The 20,517-nt window shown below is 64.3% G+C and carries 8 protein-coding genes; 6 read left to right on the forward strand and 2 right to left on the reverse strand.

What is annotated here, in order from left to right; translation table 11 throughout:
- Positions 1 to 42 precede the first annotated feature (42 nt).
- Both KU43P_RS04415 and norR read right to left on the reverse strand, forming a co-directional pair.
- Positions 43 to 12,048 carry a BapA/Bap/LapF family large adhesin gene (locus KU43P_RS04415; RefSeq protein WP_317661224.1) on the reverse strand — a complete coding sequence of 4,002 codons (12,006 nt, stop codon included), beginning with the start codon at positions 12,046 to 12,048 and terminating at the stop codon, positions 43 to 45.
- Positions 12,049 to 12,238: 190 nt separating this feature from the next.
- Entirely contained in the window at positions 12,239 to 13,789 is a 1,551-nt protein-coding gene (gene norR / locus KU43P_RS04420) for a nitric oxide reductase transcriptional regulator NorR (RefSeq protein ID WP_317661225.1), read from the reverse strand.
- 155 nt (positions 13,790 to 13,944) lie between these two features.
- On the opposite strand from norR, the gene hmpA reads away from it, so the two are divergent.
- From hmpA to cyoD, 6 genes are all read left to right on the forward strand, one after another.
- Positions 13,945 to 15,123 (forward strand): NO-inducible flavohemoprotein, encoded by a 1,179-nt coding sequence (gene hmpA / locus KU43P_RS04425; RefSeq protein ID WP_317661226.1) that lies wholly within the window; start codon positions 13,945 to 13,947, stop codon positions 15,121 to 15,123.
- A gap of 402 nt (positions 15,124 to 15,525) precedes the next feature.
- Positions 15,526 to 16,032, forward strand: a complete 507-nt coding sequence (locus tag KU43P_RS04430) for a disulfide bond formation protein B (protein ID WP_317661227.1) — start codon at positions 15,526 to 15,528, stop codon at positions 16,030 to 16,032.
- 558 nt (positions 16,033 to 16,590) lie between these two features.
- On the forward strand, positions 16,591 to 17,535 hold the full coding sequence (cyoA, locus tag KU43P_RS04435) for a ubiquinol oxidase subunit II (protein WP_317661228.1): 945 nt from the start codon (positions 16,591 to 16,593) through the stop codon (positions 17,533 to 17,535).
- Between the two features lie 3 nt (positions 17,536 to 17,538).
- A complete protein-coding gene (cyoB, locus tag KU43P_RS04440; RefSeq protein ID WP_317661229.1) occupies positions 17,539 to 19,557 on the forward strand; it encodes a cytochrome o ubiquinol oxidase subunit I in 2,019 nt (672 codons plus the stop codon).
- Between the two features lie 3 nt (positions 19,558 to 19,560).
- A complete protein-coding gene (gene cyoC, locus KU43P_RS04445) occupies positions 19,561 to 20,184 on the forward strand; it encodes a cytochrome o ubiquinol oxidase subunit III (protein WP_317661230.1) in 624 nt (207 codons plus the stop codon).
- A complete protein-coding gene (gene cyoD, locus KU43P_RS04450; protein WP_317661231.1) occupies positions 20,184 to 20,516 on the forward strand; it encodes a cytochrome o ubiquinol oxidase subunit IV in 333 nt (110 codons plus the stop codon). The genes cyoC and cyoD overlap by 1 nt, the downstream gene beginning before the upstream one ends.
- Position 20,517 lies beyond the last annotated feature (1 nt).

Consider the following 20,517-nt stretch of genomic DNA (forward strand, 5'->3'; position numbering starts at 1 on the left):
CCTTGCCGCCGGGCGCGGTGCGCCCGGCGGGTTACTGCGGCCTCAGACGACATGGATGCCGTTTTGTACCCACAGGTGATGGCTCGGATCCTCCTGGGCCGTGTATTGGTTATAGTCGATGCCATCCGCGACCTGGTTGCCGGTCAGGGTCCAGCTGTCCGTGAGGTGCACCGAGTCCTTGTCGTCGCCCTTGATGATCAGCGTGTCCTTGCCGGTTTCGGTGATGGCCACCACGTCCGCAAGGTTCAGGGTCAACGCCACCGAGCTGGTGTCGTTGAGGTCGATGACTTCGATGTTGTGCACCCGCCCGACCAGGTTACCCAGGTCGATGCTGGTATCGCCGCCGCCCCACAGCAGAGTGTCTGTGCCGGTGCCACCGTCGACGCTGGCGAACTGCTGGTCGACCACCACCAGGGTGTCGTCCCCCGCGCCCCCTTGCAGGGTGATGTGGCCACCCTGGCTGCCCACCAGATGATCGTTGCCGGCGGTGCCGGCGATAACCTCGCTGGACGCCGCAGCCGCCGCCAGGGCCACGCCGTCGTCGAGGCTGTCGGCGAGCATCGAGGTGGTGGCGGTGAAGCCGGCAGCGTTGTCCAGGTTGATGGTCAGGGTGGCGGTGTCGGTGGTGCCGTTGGGGTGGGTAAGCTCGTAGGTGAAGGTGTCGTGCTGGCCGATCACTGCAGACGTCAGCCCCGAGTTGAGGGTGTAGGTGTAGCTGCCGTCGGCATGCACCAGCAGCGTGCCGTAGGTGCCGGCCACGCTGATGCCGTTGTAGCCGGGGATGGCGAAGGTATTGCCCGCGACCAGTACGCTCAGCACGGTAAGCGATGAACCCAGGTTGTCGGCACCGGTAGGGTCGGTGATCAGGTTGCCGTTCACGGCGGTGTAGCCACCGACCACGAATTCGGTGAGGTGCGTGGTGGTGGCGTTGAGGCTGGTGGTGATCGAACTGAGCAGCCCGATACCGCTGGAGCTGACGCGGACCTGATAGCTGCCGGCACCCTGGCCGGTGAAGGTATAGCCGGCGCCTCCTCCCAGCAGGGTCAGCAGTGAGCTGCCCGGTACCGACTGCACCAGGACGTATTGGCCGGTGCTGGTATTGAGCTTGTACAGGGCGATGGTGGTGTTGCCGAGCAGGGTCAGCAGGTTGGTGGAGTTGACCACCACTTGCAGGTCGGCGCTGGTGTTGGCGGCGACCGTGGTGGTGTAGATGGCCTGGCGCGAACCGATCACCGGCAGGCTCAGCGTGCCCAGGGTGGAACTGCTGCTGTCCACTCGGTTGGCCAGGGTGATGTGGGTGCTGTCGATATCGTTGACCGCATCCACCACCGTGGCCGGTGCGCCGAGGTTGCTGTTGCTCCAGATTTCCGTGGCTTGCGGGCTGTCGATGCGCACATACAGGGTGGCGGTATCGGTCAGGCCGTTGCTGTGCACCAGTTGGTAGTTGAACACATCCACCTTGCCGACGCTGGACGGGGTACCGGTCGGCGTATAGGTGTAGGTGCCGTCGCCGCGAATCACCAAGGTGCCGTACAGGCCTTGCACCGTGGTGGCACTGCCGGCGCTGACGTAGCTGCCGTTCTTCAGCACCTGCAACACGGCGCCGCTGTCAGGGCCTAGGGCGTCGGTGGTGCCGTCGGTCCCAGGGTCGGTGATGACGTTGCCGGTGGTCGGGGTGCCGCTACCTGTGAACTGGGTGAGGCTGGTGCTCTCGATGTCCAGCGTGGTGGTGACGTTGGTGACCAGGCCGATGCCGCCGCTGGCGACGGTGAGGCGATAGTCGCCGGCCTGCAGCTTGCCGATGTCCACCTGCAGGCCCAGCGGCAGCACGATCAGGTCAAGCAGCCCTTGCGTGTTGCCGGTGGCGATGGTCACCCAGGCGCCGCTGGCATCTTTCACCTGCAGGGTGAACGTGGAGTTGTTGAGCAACGCCAGCACGCTGTTGGTGGTCAGGGTCAGCGTCGGGTCCACGGTGGTGCCGGCCGCGACCGTCCAGGTGTAGGTCTTGCTGAAACCCGACAGCAGGGTAGTGAAGCTGTCGTTGTAGGTCTGGTGGCTGACCACCGGCGCCAGGTTGACCGTGGCGGTTGCCAGGTTGTCGCTGGCGATCACCGGCGCATTGGCATCGATGTCCGGCGCGGTGATGTTGACGTTGCCGGAGACGTTGTTGCGTGGGTCGGTGAGGGTGATCGACAGTACTTGGCCGTTGTCCTGGGCAGGGCTCAGGGTGACGGTGAAGGTGCCGTTAGGCTGCACGGTCGCGGTTTGCAGTACCGTGCCGCCGGCACCGCGCACGGTGACGGTGGCGCCGGGCTCGCCGCTGCCGGTGAGGGTGCTGCCATCGGCGCTGATCACCAGGTTGCTGGCGACCGCCGGTGGCGTCAGGTCCGGGGCGGTCAGTCCGGTGCTGGTCGAGACATTGCCGGTTGGATCGGTGAGGGTGACGCTCAGGGCCTGGTTGTCGATCTGTGCGGCGGTAAGGCTGACCACGAACAGGCCGTTGCTGCCCACGACGGCGGTGCCGATGACGGTACCGGCGCCGTTGCGCACGGTGACCGTGCTGCCGACCTGGCCTGAGCCGGTCACTGTGGTGCCGTTGGCGTTGATTGCCGCCACGGGAGCAGCAGGCGGCGTGGTGTCCGGGGCGGTGATGGTCACGCTGCCAGACGGGTTGCCAGCCGCGTCGGATTGGCGAACGGTTAGCAGTTGGCCGTCATTCTGTGGGCTGCTGAGGGTGAGGCTGAAACTGCCGTTGGCTTGCACCACGGCCGTTCCGAGCGCACCGCCAGGGCCCGTTACGGTGACGGTTGCGCCGGGTTCGCCGGTACCGGTGAGCGTCGTGCCGCCCCCCGCGACAATCAGATTGCTGGGTGGGATAGGTGCCTGAACGTCCAGGGCGGTGTAGCTGGTGCTGCCGGAAACGTTCAGCGCGGCATCGGCCTGGTTCACGCTCAGCACCTGGCCGTTGAGCTGGGCACTGGCCAGGTTGATGCTGAATACACCGTTTGCATTGACCAGGCCCGTGCCCAGCACATTGCCGCTGGCATCGCGCACCGTGACCGTGGCGCCTGCCTCACCAGTACCGGTCAGTACCAAGCCGTTGGCGGACAGTGCCGTGACGACCGGGTTGGCCGGTGGGGTGACGTCGGTAGCCTGCAGGAACACCGGCTGCGATTCGCCGGCGAGCGGAACCTGCGCGGTTACCGAAAGGTGTTGGCCATTGAGCTGGGCAGTGCCGAGCGGGACGGTGAAGGCGCCACCGACCCCGGCCACGGTAATGCCGATCTGGTTGCCAGCCGCATCATAGACGCGGACCGTTGCGCCAAGCACGGCGGTGCCCGTCACACTCAGGCCATCGGCGGCCAGCACTACGCCGGTGGGAGGCTCGGGTGCTGGTACCAGAGGCGTTTCGAAGGTGGCATCCAACGATGTGTTGGAGGCTGCATCGGTCTGGTTCACGGTCAATGTCGCCAGTGCGCCCGGTGGTGGGGCCAGGGTGACCGAGAAGTTGCCAGCTGCGTCGACCAGGGCAGTACCGAGCGTCACGCCGCCTAGGATGACCTTGACGGTCGCACCGGCCTCGCCACGGCCGGTAAGCGTGCCGTTGTCGGCACTGATGGCGAGGTTGGTGACACGCTCCGGCGCGGCCGTGTCTGCTGTCTGGTAGGTTGCGGGCAGCGACGTATTGCCGGCCGCGTCGGTCGAAACCACGGTCAGCAGCTGGCCATTGTTCTGTGCCGGATTCAGGGTCACGGTGAATTCGCCACCTGCCGGCACCGTGACGGTACCGACCAATATCCCGGAAGGGCCGAGCACGGTGATGGTGCTGCCAACCTCGCCGGTACCGCTCAGCAACGTGCCGCCACCGGTCAAGGTCAGGTCGGTGGGTTGCGGGGGCGGGGTGAGGTCCGGTGCGGTCAACTGGAACGGTGCAGAAGGATTACCCGAATTGTCCTGGGCAATGATGGTCAGGGCCTGGCCATTGATCTGCGCGGTGGTGAGGTTGAGCACGAAGGTGCCGTCGGCATCGACCACGCCTTGGCCGACAACGTCGCCACGACTGTTCATCACGGTGATGCGAGCGCCCGCTTCAGCTTGCCCCATGATCTGCGTGCCGCTGCCGTTGAGCCCGGCAAGCAGGACGATTGGCGGGGTGATATCCGCGGCTGTGATCGTGCTGATCGGCGAGACGTTGCCGCTGGTATCGGCAAGGCTCACCTGCAGCAGCTGACCGTTGAGCTGCGGTGGGGCGAGGTTGACCACGAAGTTGCCGCTGGCGTCGACCGTGGCGGTACCGACCTCCAGGCTGCCGACAAAGACGCGCACGGTGGTGCCTGCTTCGCCGGTGCCGCTGAGCTGATCGCCGCTGGCGTTCAGGTGCAGCCCCACTGCCGCCGCTGGCGGCGTCAGGTCCGGCGCATCGACCGTGACCGGCAGGCTGATGTTGCCGGGTGGGTCGGCCTGTTGCACCGACAGCACCTGCTGGTTGATCTGCGGGGGGGTCAGCTGGACGCTGAAGCTGCCGTCGGCGAGCACCACGGTGGTGCCCAGGACCACGCCGGCGGCGTTGGCCACGGTGACGGTCGCACCCACTTCGCCGCGCCCGGTCACCACGCTGCCGTCGGCATTGATCTGCACATTGGTGAGGATGGCAGGCGGCGTGAAATCGGGCGTCTGCAAGGTAGCCACGGCCGACACGTTGCCGGCAGCGTCGGTCTGGGTGAAGCTCAGGATTTCAGAGTTGCCCAGTGCCGGGTTGAGGGTGATGGTGAAGTGTCCGCTGGCATCGACCAGCGCCGTGCCGATCGCTACACCGGCCGGATCGCGAACAGTCACCTGTGCGCCGGCCTCGCCGCGGCCGGTCAAGGTAATGCCATCGCTCGAGATCGCCAATGCAGTCACTGCGGCGGGTGGCGTGGTGTCTGGCGCCGTGATCGGGCTTGGGTTGGACTGATTACCGGCGGCGTCGGTCAACACCACCTGGACCTGCTGGCCGTTGGCCTGGGGTGTGCTGAGGCTGACCTGGAAGGTGCCGTCACCGCGGACCACCGCAGTACCCAGCACGCTGCCATCGGCGGCCAGCACCTTCACCGTGCTGCCGGCTTCGCCGGTGCCGTTGAGCAGGCTGCCGCCGCCACTGAACGCGAGGTTTGCAGCGGCGTCGGGGGCGACGCGGTCTGGCGCGGTGAGGCTGACACTGTTCGACTCGTTGCCCGCCGCATCCGTCTGGCTGGCACTCAGATGCTCGCCGTTGATCTGCGCGGCCCCCAGGCTGATGCTGAAATTGCCATTGGCATCGACCACGCCGGTGCCCAGGTCGACCCCGCCCTCACCGATCACGGTGACGGTGGCGCCCGGTTCGCCTCGGCCGCTCAGGGTCATGCCATCGTTGGCCAGCACCAGGTTGGTGAGCGGTTGGGGGGCTGTGGTGTCCGGCGCTTGTAAGGTGCCTGGCAACGAGGCGCTGCCGTCGGTGCCCACGGCACTGACCTGCAGAACTTCGCCGTTGGCCTGTGCGCTGCCGAGGTTGACGCTGAAGGTACCGTCGTTGCCGACCGGTGCTGTCCCCAGCAGCACGCCGCCGGGGCCATACACGCTCACCGTGCTGCCTGGCGTTCCGGTGCCAGTGACTACCAGGCCGTTGGCGGAAAGCACCAGATTGTCGGGTATGTCTGGCGCCAGGATGCCGGGTGCAGTGACTGTCTGGGGCGGCGATACGTTTTGCGCGGCGTCGGCCTGGGTGACGCTGAGGTGTTCTCCGGCAAATGCCGCCGGGGACAGGGTGACGCTGAAGCGGCCATCGCTGCCGACCGTGGCGGTGCCAAGGGCGGTGCCGTCTGGAGCACGCACGGTCACCGTGGCGCCCGCTTCGCCGGTACCGGTCAGTGTGGCGCCATTGGCCGAAACCGCCAGGTTGGCCACTGCGGCAGGTGGCGTGGTATCGGCGGCAGTGTACGGTGTGCTGGTCGATACGTTGCCCGCCGCGTCGGTAGCGCTAACCTGCAGGGTCTGGCCGTTGGTCTGGGCACTGTTGAGCGTGACCTGGAAGGTGCCGTTGCTGTTGGCCACGGCGGTGCCCAGCAGGTTGCCCGCCGCGTCGCGCACGGTGACCGTGCTGCCTGCTTCGGCCTGGCCGCTCAGTTGCAGGCCGCTGCCGGCCAGGGCCAGTGCGCTGGGTGGCGCCGGAGGGGTGAGGTCCGGTGCGGTGACGGCGACGGCGACCGAGGTGTTGTTGCCCGCGTCGGTCTGGGTCACGCTCAGGTGCTGGGCATTGAGCTGGGCGCTGTTGAGGGTGAGGGTGAAGCTGCCGTTGGCCGCCACTAGGCCGGTGCCGAGGATGGTGCCGTCGGGGCCGCGCACGGTCACGGTGGCACCGGCTTCACCCAGCCCGGTCAGGGTCAGGCCATTGTTGTTGAGCACTACGTTGGTCAATGCGGCCGGTGGCGTCAGGTCTGGTGTGGTGAGGGTAAATGCTGGCGAGGTATTGCCGGCCGCATCCACCTGGCTGACGCCGATCGACTGGCCGTTGGTCTGTGGCGTATCGAAGGTCACTGTGAAGCGGCCATCGGCGCCCACGGTGGTGGTGCCGACCACGTTGCCGGCTGCATCGCGCACCTGCACGGTGGCGCCGATTTCGCCGCTGCCGGACAACTGCTTGCCATCGGCGCTGAGCGCGACGTTGCTGACCGCCGCCGGTGGCGTGCGGTCGGGGGTCGCCACGCTGGCAGGGCCAGACACGTTGCCAGCGGCGTCGCTGAGGGTCACCTGCAAGGGGCTGCCGGTGGTTTGCGCATTGGGCAGGGTGATCTGGAACTGGCCGCTCTGGTTGACGGTGCCGGTGGCCAGAATGTTGCCACTGGCATCGCGAACGGTGACTGTCGCTCCTGCTTCGCCCTGGCCGCTGACCACGGTGGCAGCGCTGTTCAGGCTCAGGCCGGTGGCCGCGTTCGGCGCTTGCAGATCGAACGCCTGCTGGGTGGCCGCGAGCGAGGTATTGCCGGCGGTGTCGGTCTGGGTAACGGTGAGTGCCTGACCATTGGCCTGGGAAGGGACCAGGCTGACACTGAACAGCCCATTGCTGCCCACGATCGCGGTGCCCAGCACCGTGCCTTGCGCATCCACCACGCGCACGGTGGCGCCCACCTCGCCGTGGCCGGTGAGGGTAGTGCCGCTGCGGTCGAGGTTGAGCTGATCCGGCGCATTCGGCGCAGTGGTGTCTTCGGCCACGATGGTTGCCGGTACAGAAGGCTTGCCGCTCTGCGCGTCACGTGCGCTGACCTGCAGCGTCTGTGCATTGAGCTGGGCGCTGCTGAAGAACACGCGGAAGGTGCCATCGCTACCGACCGTGGCCGTGCCCAGGGTCACGCCGCCCGACGTTACGGTGATGAGCGAGCCCTCGGTACCTTCGCCGCTGAGCACGAAACCGTCGGCGCTGATCTGCAGGTCGCTCGGCGTGGCCACTTCATTGCCGTCAGGGCCGTTCAGGGTGGTCGAGGACGTCAGCCCGGCGCCATCGGTTACCACGACCTGTGCGACGTCGCCGCTGGCCAGCGGCGGGGTAAGCGTGATCACGAAGGTGCCGTCTGGCCCTGCAGTCCCGGTACCCAGCGTGGTTCCGCCTTCACTCACGGTGACCGTGCTGCCAGGTTCGGCGGTGCCGCCGACAGTCTTGCCATCGGAACTCACGGTGAGGTCGGAGGCAGGCGCGGGCGGGGTGGTGTCCGGTGCGTTGATGTTCGTCGTGGTGTCGTTGCCCGCCGCGTCCGAAACCACGACGGTCACGGGCTCACCATTGGTGAGTGGCGGGGTCAGCGTGACACTGAAGCTGCCATCGGGATTCACCTGGCCGCTGCTCACGGTGCCGTCCGGGGCGGTAACCGTCACCGTGGTTGCGCCAGGTGCGTTGCCGGTCACGGCGGTGCCGCCCGGGCCGACAACGACATCGATCACTGCCGGTGGGGTGAGGTCAGGGGCGGTGGCCTGGCCTGGCGTGGATTCATTGCCGGCGGCGTCGGTCAGCGTGACCTGGAGCGCCTGGCCGTCCAGCTGGGCTGGCGAAAGCGATACGCTGAAGTTGCCGCCTGCTGGAACCACCACGGTGCCCAGCAAGTCGCCATTGGCATTGCGTACCTCCACCGTCGAACCGACTTCGCCGCTACCGTGCAGGGTGGTGCCATCGTTGCTGACCTGCAGGCCGGTCGCAGTGGCAGGCGCAGTGCTGTCGCCAGCGGTGATGGTGGCGGATGGCGATGCATGGCCTGCACCGTCTGCCAGCACCACCGACAGCACTTGGCCGTTGGCCTGGGCTGGGGTGAGGGTAAGGGTGAAGGTGCCGTCTGTGCCTACCTGGCCACTGCCCAGCAATTGCCCAGCCGCGTTGCGTACTTCCACGGTGGCGCCGGCTTCACCCTGGCCGCTGAGCTGCGTGCCGCCACCGGTCAGGGTCAGGTCGTGGGCCATCTCGGGGGCCTGCAGGTCGCTGGCGGTCACGGTAGCGGCGCCGGAGGCATTGCCCGCCGCGTCGGTCTGGCTGACCGACACGGTCTGGCCGTTGAGCTGTGGCGCGGTGAGGGTCACGTGGAAGCTGCCGTCGGCTGCCACCACGGCGGTGCCCAGCACCACACCGCCTGCGCCGGTAACCTTTACCTGGGCACCGGGTTCGCCTGTACCCGAGATAACCGTGCCATCGGCAGACAAGCTCAGGCCGCTGGGGGTGCCGGGCGCCACAGTGTCTGGCGCGGTCAGGCCGACCGATGCGGAAACGTTGCCGGTAGGGTCGCGCTGTTCGACGGTCAATGCCTGGCCGTTGGTTTGTGTTGAAGTGAGGGTGACTTCGAAGGTGCCGTCGCCGCTCACCACCGCACTGCCCAGTACGCTGCCATCCGCGCCGCGCACGATGACCGTGGCGCCGGGTTCGCCGGAGCCGCTCACGGTGTTTCCGGTACCGTCGATGCTTGGGTTAGCGACAGCTTGCGGGGGTGTGCTGTCCGGTGCGGTAAAACTGACCGGGCCGGCGCTGTGGCCGAGGCTGTCGGTTGCCTCGACCCGCAGGCTTTCGCCGTTGCGCTGAGGTTGGTTGAGGGTAACGTCGAAGCGCCCGTCGGCGCCCACCAGTGCAGTGCCCAGCACAGTGCCGTCGGCGGCTCGCACGGTCACGCTCGAGCCCGCCTGGCCGAAACCGGTCAGGTGCAGGCCGGTGCTGTCGATGGCCAGTGCCGAAGGTTGCAGCGGGCCGTCCAGGTCAGGGGCGGTGAGGGTTGCGGTCGAACTGTTGCCTGCGCTGTCACGTAGCACCACATCCAGTAGTTGGCCGTCGGTCTGAGACGCGCTCAGTAGGATGGTGAAGACGCCGTTGGCGCCGACCACGCCCGTTCCCAGCACCGTTCCCTGGGCATTGGTGACCTGCACGGTGGAGCCAGGTTCGCCGCGCCCGGTAAGCGTCACACCATCGGCCGCGAGCTGAAGGTCGCTGGCGGCATTGGGGGGGGTGATGTCAGGTGCCGTGACCGGTGTCGGCAACGAGCTGTTGCCGTTGGCGTCGATGGCGACCACGTCGAGCAATTCGCCATTGGCTTGTGGCGGGTTGAGGGGGAGCGTGAAGGTGCCGTCGTTACCCACCTGCACACTACCCACCACGTTACCGTTGGCATCATGCACTTCGACCAGGCTGCCGGGAGGGGCGCTACCGGTGATTGACGAGCCGTCGGCGGCCACCACCAGTTGGCTGGGCGCATCCGGTACGGCGGTCGACGGCACGATGATATTCAGGCCTGGCGAAGGGTTGCCGGCGGCATCGGTCTGGCTCAGCACGATAGTCTCGCCGGCGCTGACCGGGCCATCCAATGTGACCAGGAAGGTGCCGTTGCTGGCGATCGTGCCTTGGCCGATGACGTTGCCATTGGCATCGCGTATCAGCACTGTGGCGCCGGCTTCGCCGCGCCCGGACACCACCAGGCTGCCGTCGCCGACGACCACATTGCTGATGAGCCCGGGCGGGGTGATGTCGGGTGCGGTGAAGCTCAGGGGCGGTGAGCTGTTGCCGGCGCCATCGGTCACCCGGATGGACAAGTGCTCACCGTTGGCCTGAACGGGGTCGAGGGTGAAGCTGAAGGTACCATTGGGCCCGACGATACCGCTGCCGATCAGTACGCCATTGGCGTCACGCACTTCCACCCGGGCGCCTGGCTCGGCGCGGCCGGTCAAGGTTTCACCCTCGGTAAGGCTGAGATTGGTAGGTTGCGTGGGGGCGACAAGGTCAGGGGCGGTCAGCGGGGCCGGCGCGGAGACATTGCCGGCAGCATCGGTGAGGGTCACCTGGAGTGACGCACCATCGACTATCGGCCTCGTGAGCTGCAGGGTGAAGCTGCCATCGGCTTGCACGATACCCGTGCCCACCAGCTGGCCTTGATCATTGAATACCTTGACCGTGGCACCCGCCTCGCCACGACCCGAGACGGTACGACCGTCACCGCTGATCGCCAGCCCGCTGGCCGGTGCGGGGGGAGTGGTATCGCCACCACCGGTGTCGATGTCGGGTGCCGTGACATTGCCGGCCGTTGAGGTGTTGCCAGCGGCATCGGTGGCCGTCACCCGCAAATGCTGGCCGTCGACCTGCGGCGGGTCGAGGGTGATGCTGAAAGCGCCGTTGGCACCGACCACGGCGCTGCCCAGCAGGGTGGTGCCATCGGCGGCGAATACCCGCACGGTACTACCCGGTTCTGCGCGGCCGCTGACCACGCTGCCATCGGCATTGACCGCAAGCCCGGCTGGCGCCGTTGGCGCGGTGATATCGGGTGCTACCACGTGCCCTGGCACAGAGATGTTGCCCGCACTGTCGACCAGGCGAACGTTGAGTGCTTCGCCATTGGCTTGAGCCGGGTTCAAGGTAAGGGTGAATGTGCCGTCGGCACCGACCACACCGCTACCGATCAGGTGCCCCTCGGCATCGCGTACCTGTACCTGGGTGCCCACTTCGCCACGGCCCTTGAGCTGGTGACCGGCCTGGCCGACCACAAGGGCTGTGGGCGCATTGGGCGGCGTGGTATCGGGCGGGTTGCCCGTACTGTCGTCCGGCGCGCTGATAGCGGCGGCGGGTGAGGTGTTGCCGGCCGCGTCCTTGGCTGTCACCTGCAGGGCCTGCCCGTCGGTTTGCGGGGGTTGCAAGGTGATGCTGAACTCGCCGTTGGCACCCGCCACCGCGCTTCCCAGCAGAGCGCCGCCAGGACCGCGTACTTGCACGGTGGAACCGGGTTCGGCACGGCCAGTGAGGGTGGTGCCTTGTTCATTGATCGCCAGTTCGCTGGGCGCCACTGGCGCCGTAGTGTCAGGCGCGGTGACCGTGCTGGGTTGGGAGCTGTTGCCGGCGCCATCGGTGAGGGTGACACCCAGGTGTTCGCCGTTGACCTGGGGCGTGCTCAACGGCACGTTGAAGGTACCGTCGGCCCCCACCTTACCGGTGCCGATCACATTGCCCGCAGCATCTCGAATGGTTACCGTGGCGCCTGCTTCGCCACGGCCGCTGAGGTGCAGGCCGTCGGGCGAAACCAGCAGGTCGATGGCACTGGCCGGCGGGGTGGTGTCGGTTGCACCGCCGCCACCCCCACTACTACCGCCACCACCCTTGTGGTCCGCAGCAGCGGCCGCGCCGCCGACGCCAAGTAAGCTAAGGCCGGCTATCGCCCAGGTGGGCGTGGCGCTGCCGGCAACCCCGATACCGGCCACCAGCTCATCGAGCGACGCCACTTCGTCGAAGGTAAAACCGGTGAAGGCCGAGGCGTCATAATTGGCGTGCCACAGGGTGCCGTCTTCGCCGACGAACACCATGTCGCTGCCGACACCGGCCTGATCCACGGCGAAGAAGTTGCCGACCGTGACTTTTTCGCCCGATTTGAGCGTGACGATCAGGTCCTGGCCCCGCCGGGTGACGGTGGCCACCTGGTCTGGGGCCACCGGCATCTGCACCACCCCCGGGCTATTGAGCGATATGTTGCCCCAGGCGCTCTGGGTGGCTACGGCGGATTGCTTGTCGGCGACGACGATGTTGTCCATGGATGCTCCCTGCTGGTGTGCGGTACGGATCGCTTCTGCGACCCTCGGCTGGCGCAACCTGCCCTGCGTATGCGAACGGCTGCGCGCAGCTTGGCCGTGTAACGGCCCTGTTACCGGTGTTTAGGGAGATATAGCAGTCCAGTGGGAAGCAACCAGAGGCTTTAAGGGTTAATCCTTTGGTACAAACGCTCTAGCGCAGGCCCAGGCGACGCGCCAGGCGACTGAGGTTGGCGCGGTCCAGACCCAGCTCGCGCGCGGCTGCCGCCCAATTGTCCTGGTGGCGTTGCAGGCAGGCGTCGATCACCTGCCGCTGGTAGCTGTCGATGGCTTCGCGCAGGCCGCCCTCGGGCACTGTGGGTGGTGGCAGGAGCGCGGGGGAGGGCGCAGTGGCGATGGCGGGCATGCCACGCAGGTCGAGGTCGCTGGCTTCCAAGGTGAGGATGCGCGGGCGCTGCGGGTGTTGGCCCATGGCCTTGAGTGCCGAACGGCCGATCAAGTGCTCCAGTTCACGTACATTACCGGGCCAATCGTAGGCCAGCAGCGCCGCCTGGGCTTCGCTGCTCAGCCGCAGGCTGTTCAAACCTAGGCGCGATCGGTTTTGTTCGAGGAAGTAACCGGCCAGAAGCAGTACGTCACGCCCACGTTCGCGTAATGGCGGCACCTGCAGCGGATACACGCTCAAGCGGTGATAGAAGTCGGCGCGGTAGTTGCCGTTGCGCACTTCGGCGGCAAGGTCGCGGTTGGTAGCGGCGATCAAGCGCACATCGACCCGGTGCTCGCGGTCCGAGCCCAGGCGCTGCAGTTGCCCGCTCTGTAGCACCCGCAGCAGCTTGGCCTGCACGTTCAACGGCAGTTCTCCGACTTCATCGAGAAACAGCGTGCCGCCGTTGGCCAACTCGAACTTGCCCCGTCTCTCGCCATGAGCGCCGGTGAATGCGCCGCGTACGTGGCCGAACAACTCGCTTTCCACCAGCGTGTCGGGCAGCGCGGCGCAGTTCAGGCTGATCAGCGGTTTGTCGGCACGGCTGCTGGCCTGATGCAGCGCCTGGGCGACCAGTTCCTTGCCCACGCCGGTCTCGCCGGTGATCAGCACGGTCAGGTCGCTGCTGCCTACCAGGCGAATTTCTTCGACCAGCTGCTTATGGGCCTTGCTCTGACCGATCAACTCCCGATCCTGGCCGCTGGCCTGGCGGTAGATCTCGGCGCGGTGGTGTTCGTCTTCGGCGCGCAGGGCCAGGTGTTCGATGCGTTCGGCCACGGTCACGGTGGCAGCAGCGAGGCTGGCGAAGGCCTGCAGGGCGTCCAACTCCAGGGTCTGGAACTGGCCGGGGGTGAGCGCGTCGAGGGTCACCAGGCCCCAGGCGCGTTCATCGACCATCAGCGGGCAGCCCATGCAGTCGTGCACTTCCAGGTCGGCGTCAGGGGCGTTGACCAGGCCATCATAAGGGTCGGGTAGCTTGGAGTCGCTGGCGAAGCGGGTAGGCTCGGCACGGCTGAGCAGAATCTGGAAGCGTGGGTGTTCACTGACCTTGAAGCGCCGCCCGAGGGTGTCGGTGCTAAGGCCATCCACGGCCAGTGGCACCAGCCATTCGCCGTCCAGGCGCAGCAGCGCAGCGGCGTCACACGGAAGCAGGCTGCGCATGGCCTGGAGCAGGCGCCGGTAGCGCTCCTGGTCGGGCAAGTCGCGGGAAAGGTCGCTGACCAGGGGCAGCAGCGCGGTGAGTAAGGGCTTTGCGGTCATAAAGACTCCTGTTGGTCAATATGACTATACGTTGGCCAAGGTCTTTTTGACATGATCGGCGTCAATCCCCTGATTTCATTGGTCGAAAAAGTTGGCACGGTTGATGAAGTAGTCAATGCAACCTTTTCAAGCCTCAGGCTCAGGAGTCGTTGCAAATGCTCAATGCCGAACAACGTGCAATCATCAAGGCCACCGTCCCCCTGCTGGAAACGGGCGGCGAAACGCTGACCACCCACTTTTACAAGATGATGCTCACCGAGTACCCAGAGGTGCGCCCGCTGTTCAACCAGGCCCATCAGGCCAGCGGTGACCAACCTCGCGCCTTGGCCAACGGCGTGCTGATGTATGCCCGTCACATCGACCAACTGGAGCAGCTGGGCGGTCTGGTTGGTCAGATCATCAACAAGCATGTGGCCTTGCAGATTCTGCCGGAGCATTACCCGATCGTCGGTAGCTGCCTGTTGCGCGCCATCGAAGAAGTGCTCGGCAAGGAAATCGCTACCCCCGACGTAATCGCTGCCTGGGGCGCTGCTTACGGCCAGCTGGCCGACATTCTGATCGGTGCCGAGGAAAGCCTTTATAAACAGAAGGAAGAGGCCACGGGTGGCTGGCGCGGTAGCCGAGAATTCCGCCTGGTACGCCGTGAGCAGGAAAGCAGCGAGATCGTTTCCTTCTATTTCGCTCCGGTCGATGGCCAGCCGGTGCTCAAGGCTGAGCCGGGTCAGTACATCGGCTTGCGGCTCTTCATCGACGGTGCCGAGCAGCGCCGCAACTATTCGCTGTCGGCCCTGTGCGATGGCCAGCTTTACCGCATCAGCGTGAAGCGCGAGGCGGATGGCAAGGTGTCCAATTACCTGCATGACCACCTGATGGTCGGCGAAACGTTGCAGCTCTTCCCGCCTTCCGGTGACTTTACCCTCACCGCCAGTGACAAGCCGCTGGTACTGATCAGTGGCGGCGTGGGCATCACCCCGACCCTTGCAATGCTCGAGGCCGCGCTCAAGACCCAACGCCCGGTGCATTTCATTCACTGTGCGCGCAATGGCGCCGTGCACGCGTTTCGCGACTGGGTCGATGAACTGGCCCAGCGTCATCCGCAGCTCAAGCGCTTCTATTGCTATGCCGAGCAGGAAGGTTCGCAGGGGGCCGATGCCGTGGGCTTGCTGAATGAGACGCTGCTGGCCGAGTGGTTGCCGCGGGAGCGTGATGTAGATGCCTACTTCCTTGGGCCCAAGGGGTTCATGGCAGTGATCAAGCGGCAACTGAAGGGCTTGGGTGTGCCTGAGGCGCAAAGCCGTTATGAGTTCTTCGGGCCGGCCGCAGCCCTGGAGTGATGTGCTGACTGGGCTGCCCTATCGCCGGCAAGCCGGCTCCCACATCGAGGTCTGTGCACCTCCCGCGGGAGCCGGCTTGCCGGCGATAGGGCCGTTACGGCTTCCTCTATATAGAAGGAAAGATAAAACGCAACGGCCATCCTTCACTTTAATCCTCCTTTAATCACTGTATCCTTCACTCCCGGGTGTCGAGGGGCCTGCTCCTGCGCGACACCTGGGCAGTCGCTTTTTTACCGGCCGATGTTGAACCGACGTCCCGGCTGCCGGTCAGAAGCCATCTCCGGATAGCCCTGCGCAGTGCTGTCTTGCCGCTGCCTCGACACGCAACAAGGCCCTGCCTGCGTGTAGACTTGCGCCAGGCAGGCAAAGCACGCTGCCCCCTATCCATCGAAGGAATCGGCAATGAACGAACAAACATCGCGCCTGAATCGGGAACGGCGCTTTCTGGTGCTGCTGGGGCTGATCTGCCTGTCCCTGATCGGCGGCGCTTTGTACATGCAGGTTGTGCTGGGTGAGGCGCCTTGCCCACTGTGTATCCTGCAGCGTTATGCACTGCTGTTCATCGCGATCTTTGCCTTCATCGCCGCTGCAATGCCCGGCAAGCGCAGCCTGACCTTCTTCGAATGCCTGGTCGTGGCCAGCGCGATAGGTGGAATCGTTGCGGCCGGAAACCATGTGTATATACTCGCCAACCCCATGGTCAGCTGCGGTATCGACACCCTCCAGCCGATCGTCGACGATCTGCCCCTGGCCAAGCTTTGGCCGCTGGCCTTCCAGGTCGACGGCTTCTGCAGCACGCCCTACCCACCGCTGCTCGGCTTGTCGCTGGCGCAATGGGCTTTGGTTGCATTCGTGCTGACGGCCATCCTGGTACCGCTCGGTATCTATCGCAATCGTCGGCAGGGTTAGACATTAGTCCCGATTTCAGTGGGGGCTTTTGCACCCACTGAGAAGAGGGGAAAGTGCCCTCCCGCTTGATCCAGATCAATCACAAAGCCTTGTGGCGTGCGGGTTTCAGAGCTAGCAAGCGGGGTGCGACAAACTGTCGCGAAGTTGATTTTCAGGTCTGGATTGTTACGCATTCTGTAAAAGACTGTTGCTCAATAAGTCATAGTCAAGGGTTGGCGACCTAACTACAATCGCCCCCAATTTCCGTTCGGCACTGCTTGCGAGTCGCAGGATTGAAGGAAGCCCCAGCGCTTTCTTTTGCTGACTTCGTCAAGTTTCGCCCAGCGGCGATACCGGGCGGATACCCCTCCGCGTTTTCCCGCACCAAATGGACTTGGTCTGAAGTACAGGCCTGTTGCCTACGAAACCATAAGCACCGCTAACCCGCTTGAGCCAAGGTCCTGCAGTCAGACCCCAGGCAGGAGCGAGTACGGGCGTGAATTGCCTCACTTGGCAGGACGAAGTGTTGGCTACCAAAACACAAATTGCATTGAAGCAAGCTGATCTAGAGGTCGTGAGATGAGTAAAAAGCGTTACCCCAGACTGTTTGGCATATTGCCCTTTTTAGGCATGCTTTTACTCAGTGGGTGCAACTGGACCCTGCTCGACCCGAAAGGTCAGGTCGGCATTGAGCAAAAGAACCTCATCCTCATCGCTACCGGCCTGATGCTGCTGGTGGTGATCCCGGTCATCATCATGACCGTGGCGTTCGCCTGGAAGTACCGTGCTTCCAACAAGGCGGCCACCTACACCCCCGATTGGTCGCACTCGACCAAGATCGAGGCTGCGGTGTGGATCATCCCGATCATCATCATCATCGCCCTGGGTTACGTCACCTACCACTCCACCCACAAGCTGGACCCGTACCGTCCACTGGATTCCGATGTGAAGCCGGTGCAGATCGACGTGGTCGCGCTGGACTGGAAGTGGCTATTCATCTACCCGGAGCAGGGCATTGCCACGGTCAACAAGATCGTCTTCCCGGCTAACACCCCGGTCAACTTCCGCGTCACTTCCGACGCCGTGATGAACTCGTTCTTCATCCCGGGCCTGGGCGGCCAGATCTACGCCATGGCCGGTATGACCACCAAGCTGCACCTGATCGCCAACGAAAACGGCGAGTTCGACGGTATCAGTGCCAACTACAGCGGCGCTGGCTTCACCGGCATGAAATTCAAGGCCACTGCAACCTCCCAGGAAGACTTCGACAAGTGGGTCGCCGAGGTCAAGCAGTCGCCGAAGAAGCTGGACAAGGCCGAATACGATGCCTTGGCCAAACCAAGCGAAAACAACCCAGTCGCGCTGTATAGCGAGGCCTCGCCTGACCAGTTCCAGCTGATCGTCGACAAGTACGAAGGCATGAACCGCGGTCGTCCGAGCCACGAAGAAGCAGGCAGCAAAGATCTGGCCACAACCAAGGGTGTGGAATCGAGTATGCAACCAGCTGCCGGTGCAGAGGAGTAAGAGATGTTCGGTAAATTAAGCCTGGAGGCGATACCCTATCACGAGCCGATAGTCATGGTGACGCTTGCCATGATCGCGCTCGGTGGTATCGCTGTCGTCGGTCTTATCACCTATTTCCGCAAGTGGACCTACTTGTGGACCGAGTGGCTGACCACGGTCGACCACAAGAAAATCGGGGTGATGTACATCATCGTCGCGATGGTCATGCTGCTGCGCGGTTTTGCCGACGCCATCATGATGCGTACACAGCTGGCTGCTGCTACCGGCGGCTCCGAAGGCTACCTGCCGCCTGAACACTATGACCAGATCTTCACCGCCCACGGTGTGATCATGATCATCTTCATGGCGATGCCGTTCTTCACCGGCCTGATGAACCTTGCGGTTCCTCTGCAGATCGGTGCACGTGACGTTGCCTTCCCGTTCCTGAACTCCCTGAGCTTCTACCTGCTGCTGGCAGGCGTGCTGCTGGTCAACATCTCCCTGGGCGTCGGCGAATTCGCCAAGACCGGTTGGGTTGCCTATCCGCCGCTCGCGGGTATCCAGTACAGCCCTGGGGTGGGTGTCGACTACTACATCTGGGCGCTACAGCTATCCGGATTGGGTACGACGCTTACCGGCGTGAACTTCCTCGTCACCGTGATGAAGATGCGCGCACCTGGCATGAAACTGATGGACATGCCGATCTTCACCTGGACCTGCACCTGGGCCAACGTTCTGATCGTTGCCTCGTTCCCGATCCTGACCGCTGCACTCGCACTGCTGACTGTTGACCGTTATCTGGACTTCCACATCTTCACCAACGAGCTTGGTGGGAACCCGATGATGTACGTCAACCTGTTCTGGGCGTGGGGTCACCCTGAGGTCTACATCCTGATCCTGCCGGCCTTCGGCGTGTTCTCGGAAGTGACTTCGACCTTCTCCGGCAAGCGTCTGTTCGGCCACCACTCGATGATCTACGCATCGGGCGCCATCGCCGTTCTGGGCTTCGCCGTATGGCTGCACCACTTCTTCACCATGGGTGCCGGCGCCAGCGTCAACACCTTCTTCGGCCTGGCGACGATGCTGATCTCCATTCCGACCGGTGTGAAACTGTTCAACTGGCTGTTCACCATGTACCAGGGCCGTGTGCGCTTCACCGCGCCAATGCTCTGGACCCTGGGCTTCATGATCACCTTCTCCATCGGTGGCATGACTGGTGTTCTGCTGGCCGTTCCAGGTGCTGACTTCGTTCTGCACAACAGCCTGTTCGTAATCGCTCACTTCCACAACGTGATCATCGGTGGTGCGGTATTCGGCTACATCGCCGGCTTCGCCTACTGGTTCCCGAAAGCCTTCGGCTTCACGCTGAACGAGAAGTGGGGCAAAGCTGCCTTCTGGTTCTGGATCTCGGGCTTCTACGTTGCGTTCATGCCGCTGTATGCCCTGGGCTTCATGGGCATGACCCGTCGTCTGAACCACTCCGACAACCCGCTGTGGGAACCCTACCTGTACGTTGCCGTCGCCGGCGCCGTGCTGATCCTGTTCGGTATCGCTTGCCAGCTGATCCAGCTCTACGTTTCGGTCCGCGACCGCAACCAGAACCTGGACGTGACCGGCGACCCATGGGGCGGCCGTACCCTGGAATGGTCGACTTCGTCGCCACCTCCGTTCTACAACTTCGCCCACATGCCTGAGCAGGTTGGCCTGGATGCCTGGCACGAAACCAAGGAAACCGGTAACGCCTACAAGCCAGCGAAGAAGTTCGACGCGATCCACATGCCGAGCAACACCTCTACCGGTTTGTTCATGGGCCTGTTCCTGACCGTCTTCGGCTTTGCCTTCATCTGGCACATCTGGTGGCTGGTCGGCGCAAGCCTGGTTGCAACCATCGCTGTCTTCGTTCGCCACGCTGCGCGTGACGACCAGGGCTACATGGTTCCGGCCGAAGAAGTGGCGCGCATCGAAGGCGAGCGCATGAAAGCGCTGGCCAAAGCAGGTGCTCTGCCTGCCGGCGCACGTGTCGAATCGTTTGAGCGGGTGTAATCAATGTCCAGTCAAGTAATGCACGGTGCTGCTCATGGTCACGACCATGGGCATGACGACCACCACCACGACTCGGGCCAGATGACCGTACTGGGCTTCTGGCTGTACCTGATGACCGACTGCATCCTGTTTGCGTCGCTCTTCGCCACTTACGCGGTGCTGTCCGGCAGTTTTGCCGGCGGCCCGTCGGGTCACGACATCTTCCAGCTCGACTTCGTGCTGGTTGAAACCGCGTTCCTGCTGCTGTCCTCGATCACCTTCGGCTTCGCCATGCTGAAGATGTTCTCCGGTAGCAAGGCAGGTGTACTGGGCTGGTTGGCTGTGACCTTCCTGTTCGGTGCAGGCTTCATCGCGATGGAAATCTATGAATTCCATCACCTGATCGGTGAGGGCTTCGGCCCGCAGCGCAGTGGCTTCCTGTCGGGCTTCTTCGCCCTGGTAGGTACCCACGGCCTGCACGTGACCGCCGGCCTGATCTGGATGGCGATCATGATGTTCCAGATCAACAAGCACGGCATCACGCCGACTGCCAAGACCCGCATGAGCTGCCTGAGCCTGTTCTGGCACTTCCTGGACGTGGTCTGGATCTGCGTATTCACCGTCGTCTACCTGCTGGGGGTTCTGTAATGGCTAACGCACACGACACTCATCACGAAGGTAACCACGGCAGCGTCAAGTCGTACATGATCGGCTTCGTACTGTCGATCATCCTGACCGCGATCCCGTTCGGCCTGGTGATGTTCCCAAGCCTGCCGAAGAACCTGACCGTTCTGGTCGTAGTGGCCATGGCCGTCATCCAGGTAGTCGTGCACCTCGTGTACTTCCTGCACATGGACCGCTCGAAAGAGCAGCGTACCAACGTGACGACGTTCCTGTTCACCGGTCTGGTCATTGCACTGCTGGTCGGCCTGTCGCTGTGGATCATGTTCAGCATCCACTACGAAATGTTGGCCAAGTGAG

Source organism: Pseudomonas sp. KU43P (genome assembly GCF_033095865.1).
Lineage (GTDB): Bacteria > Pseudomonadota > Gammaproteobacteria > Pseudomonadales > Pseudomonadaceae > Aquipseudomonas.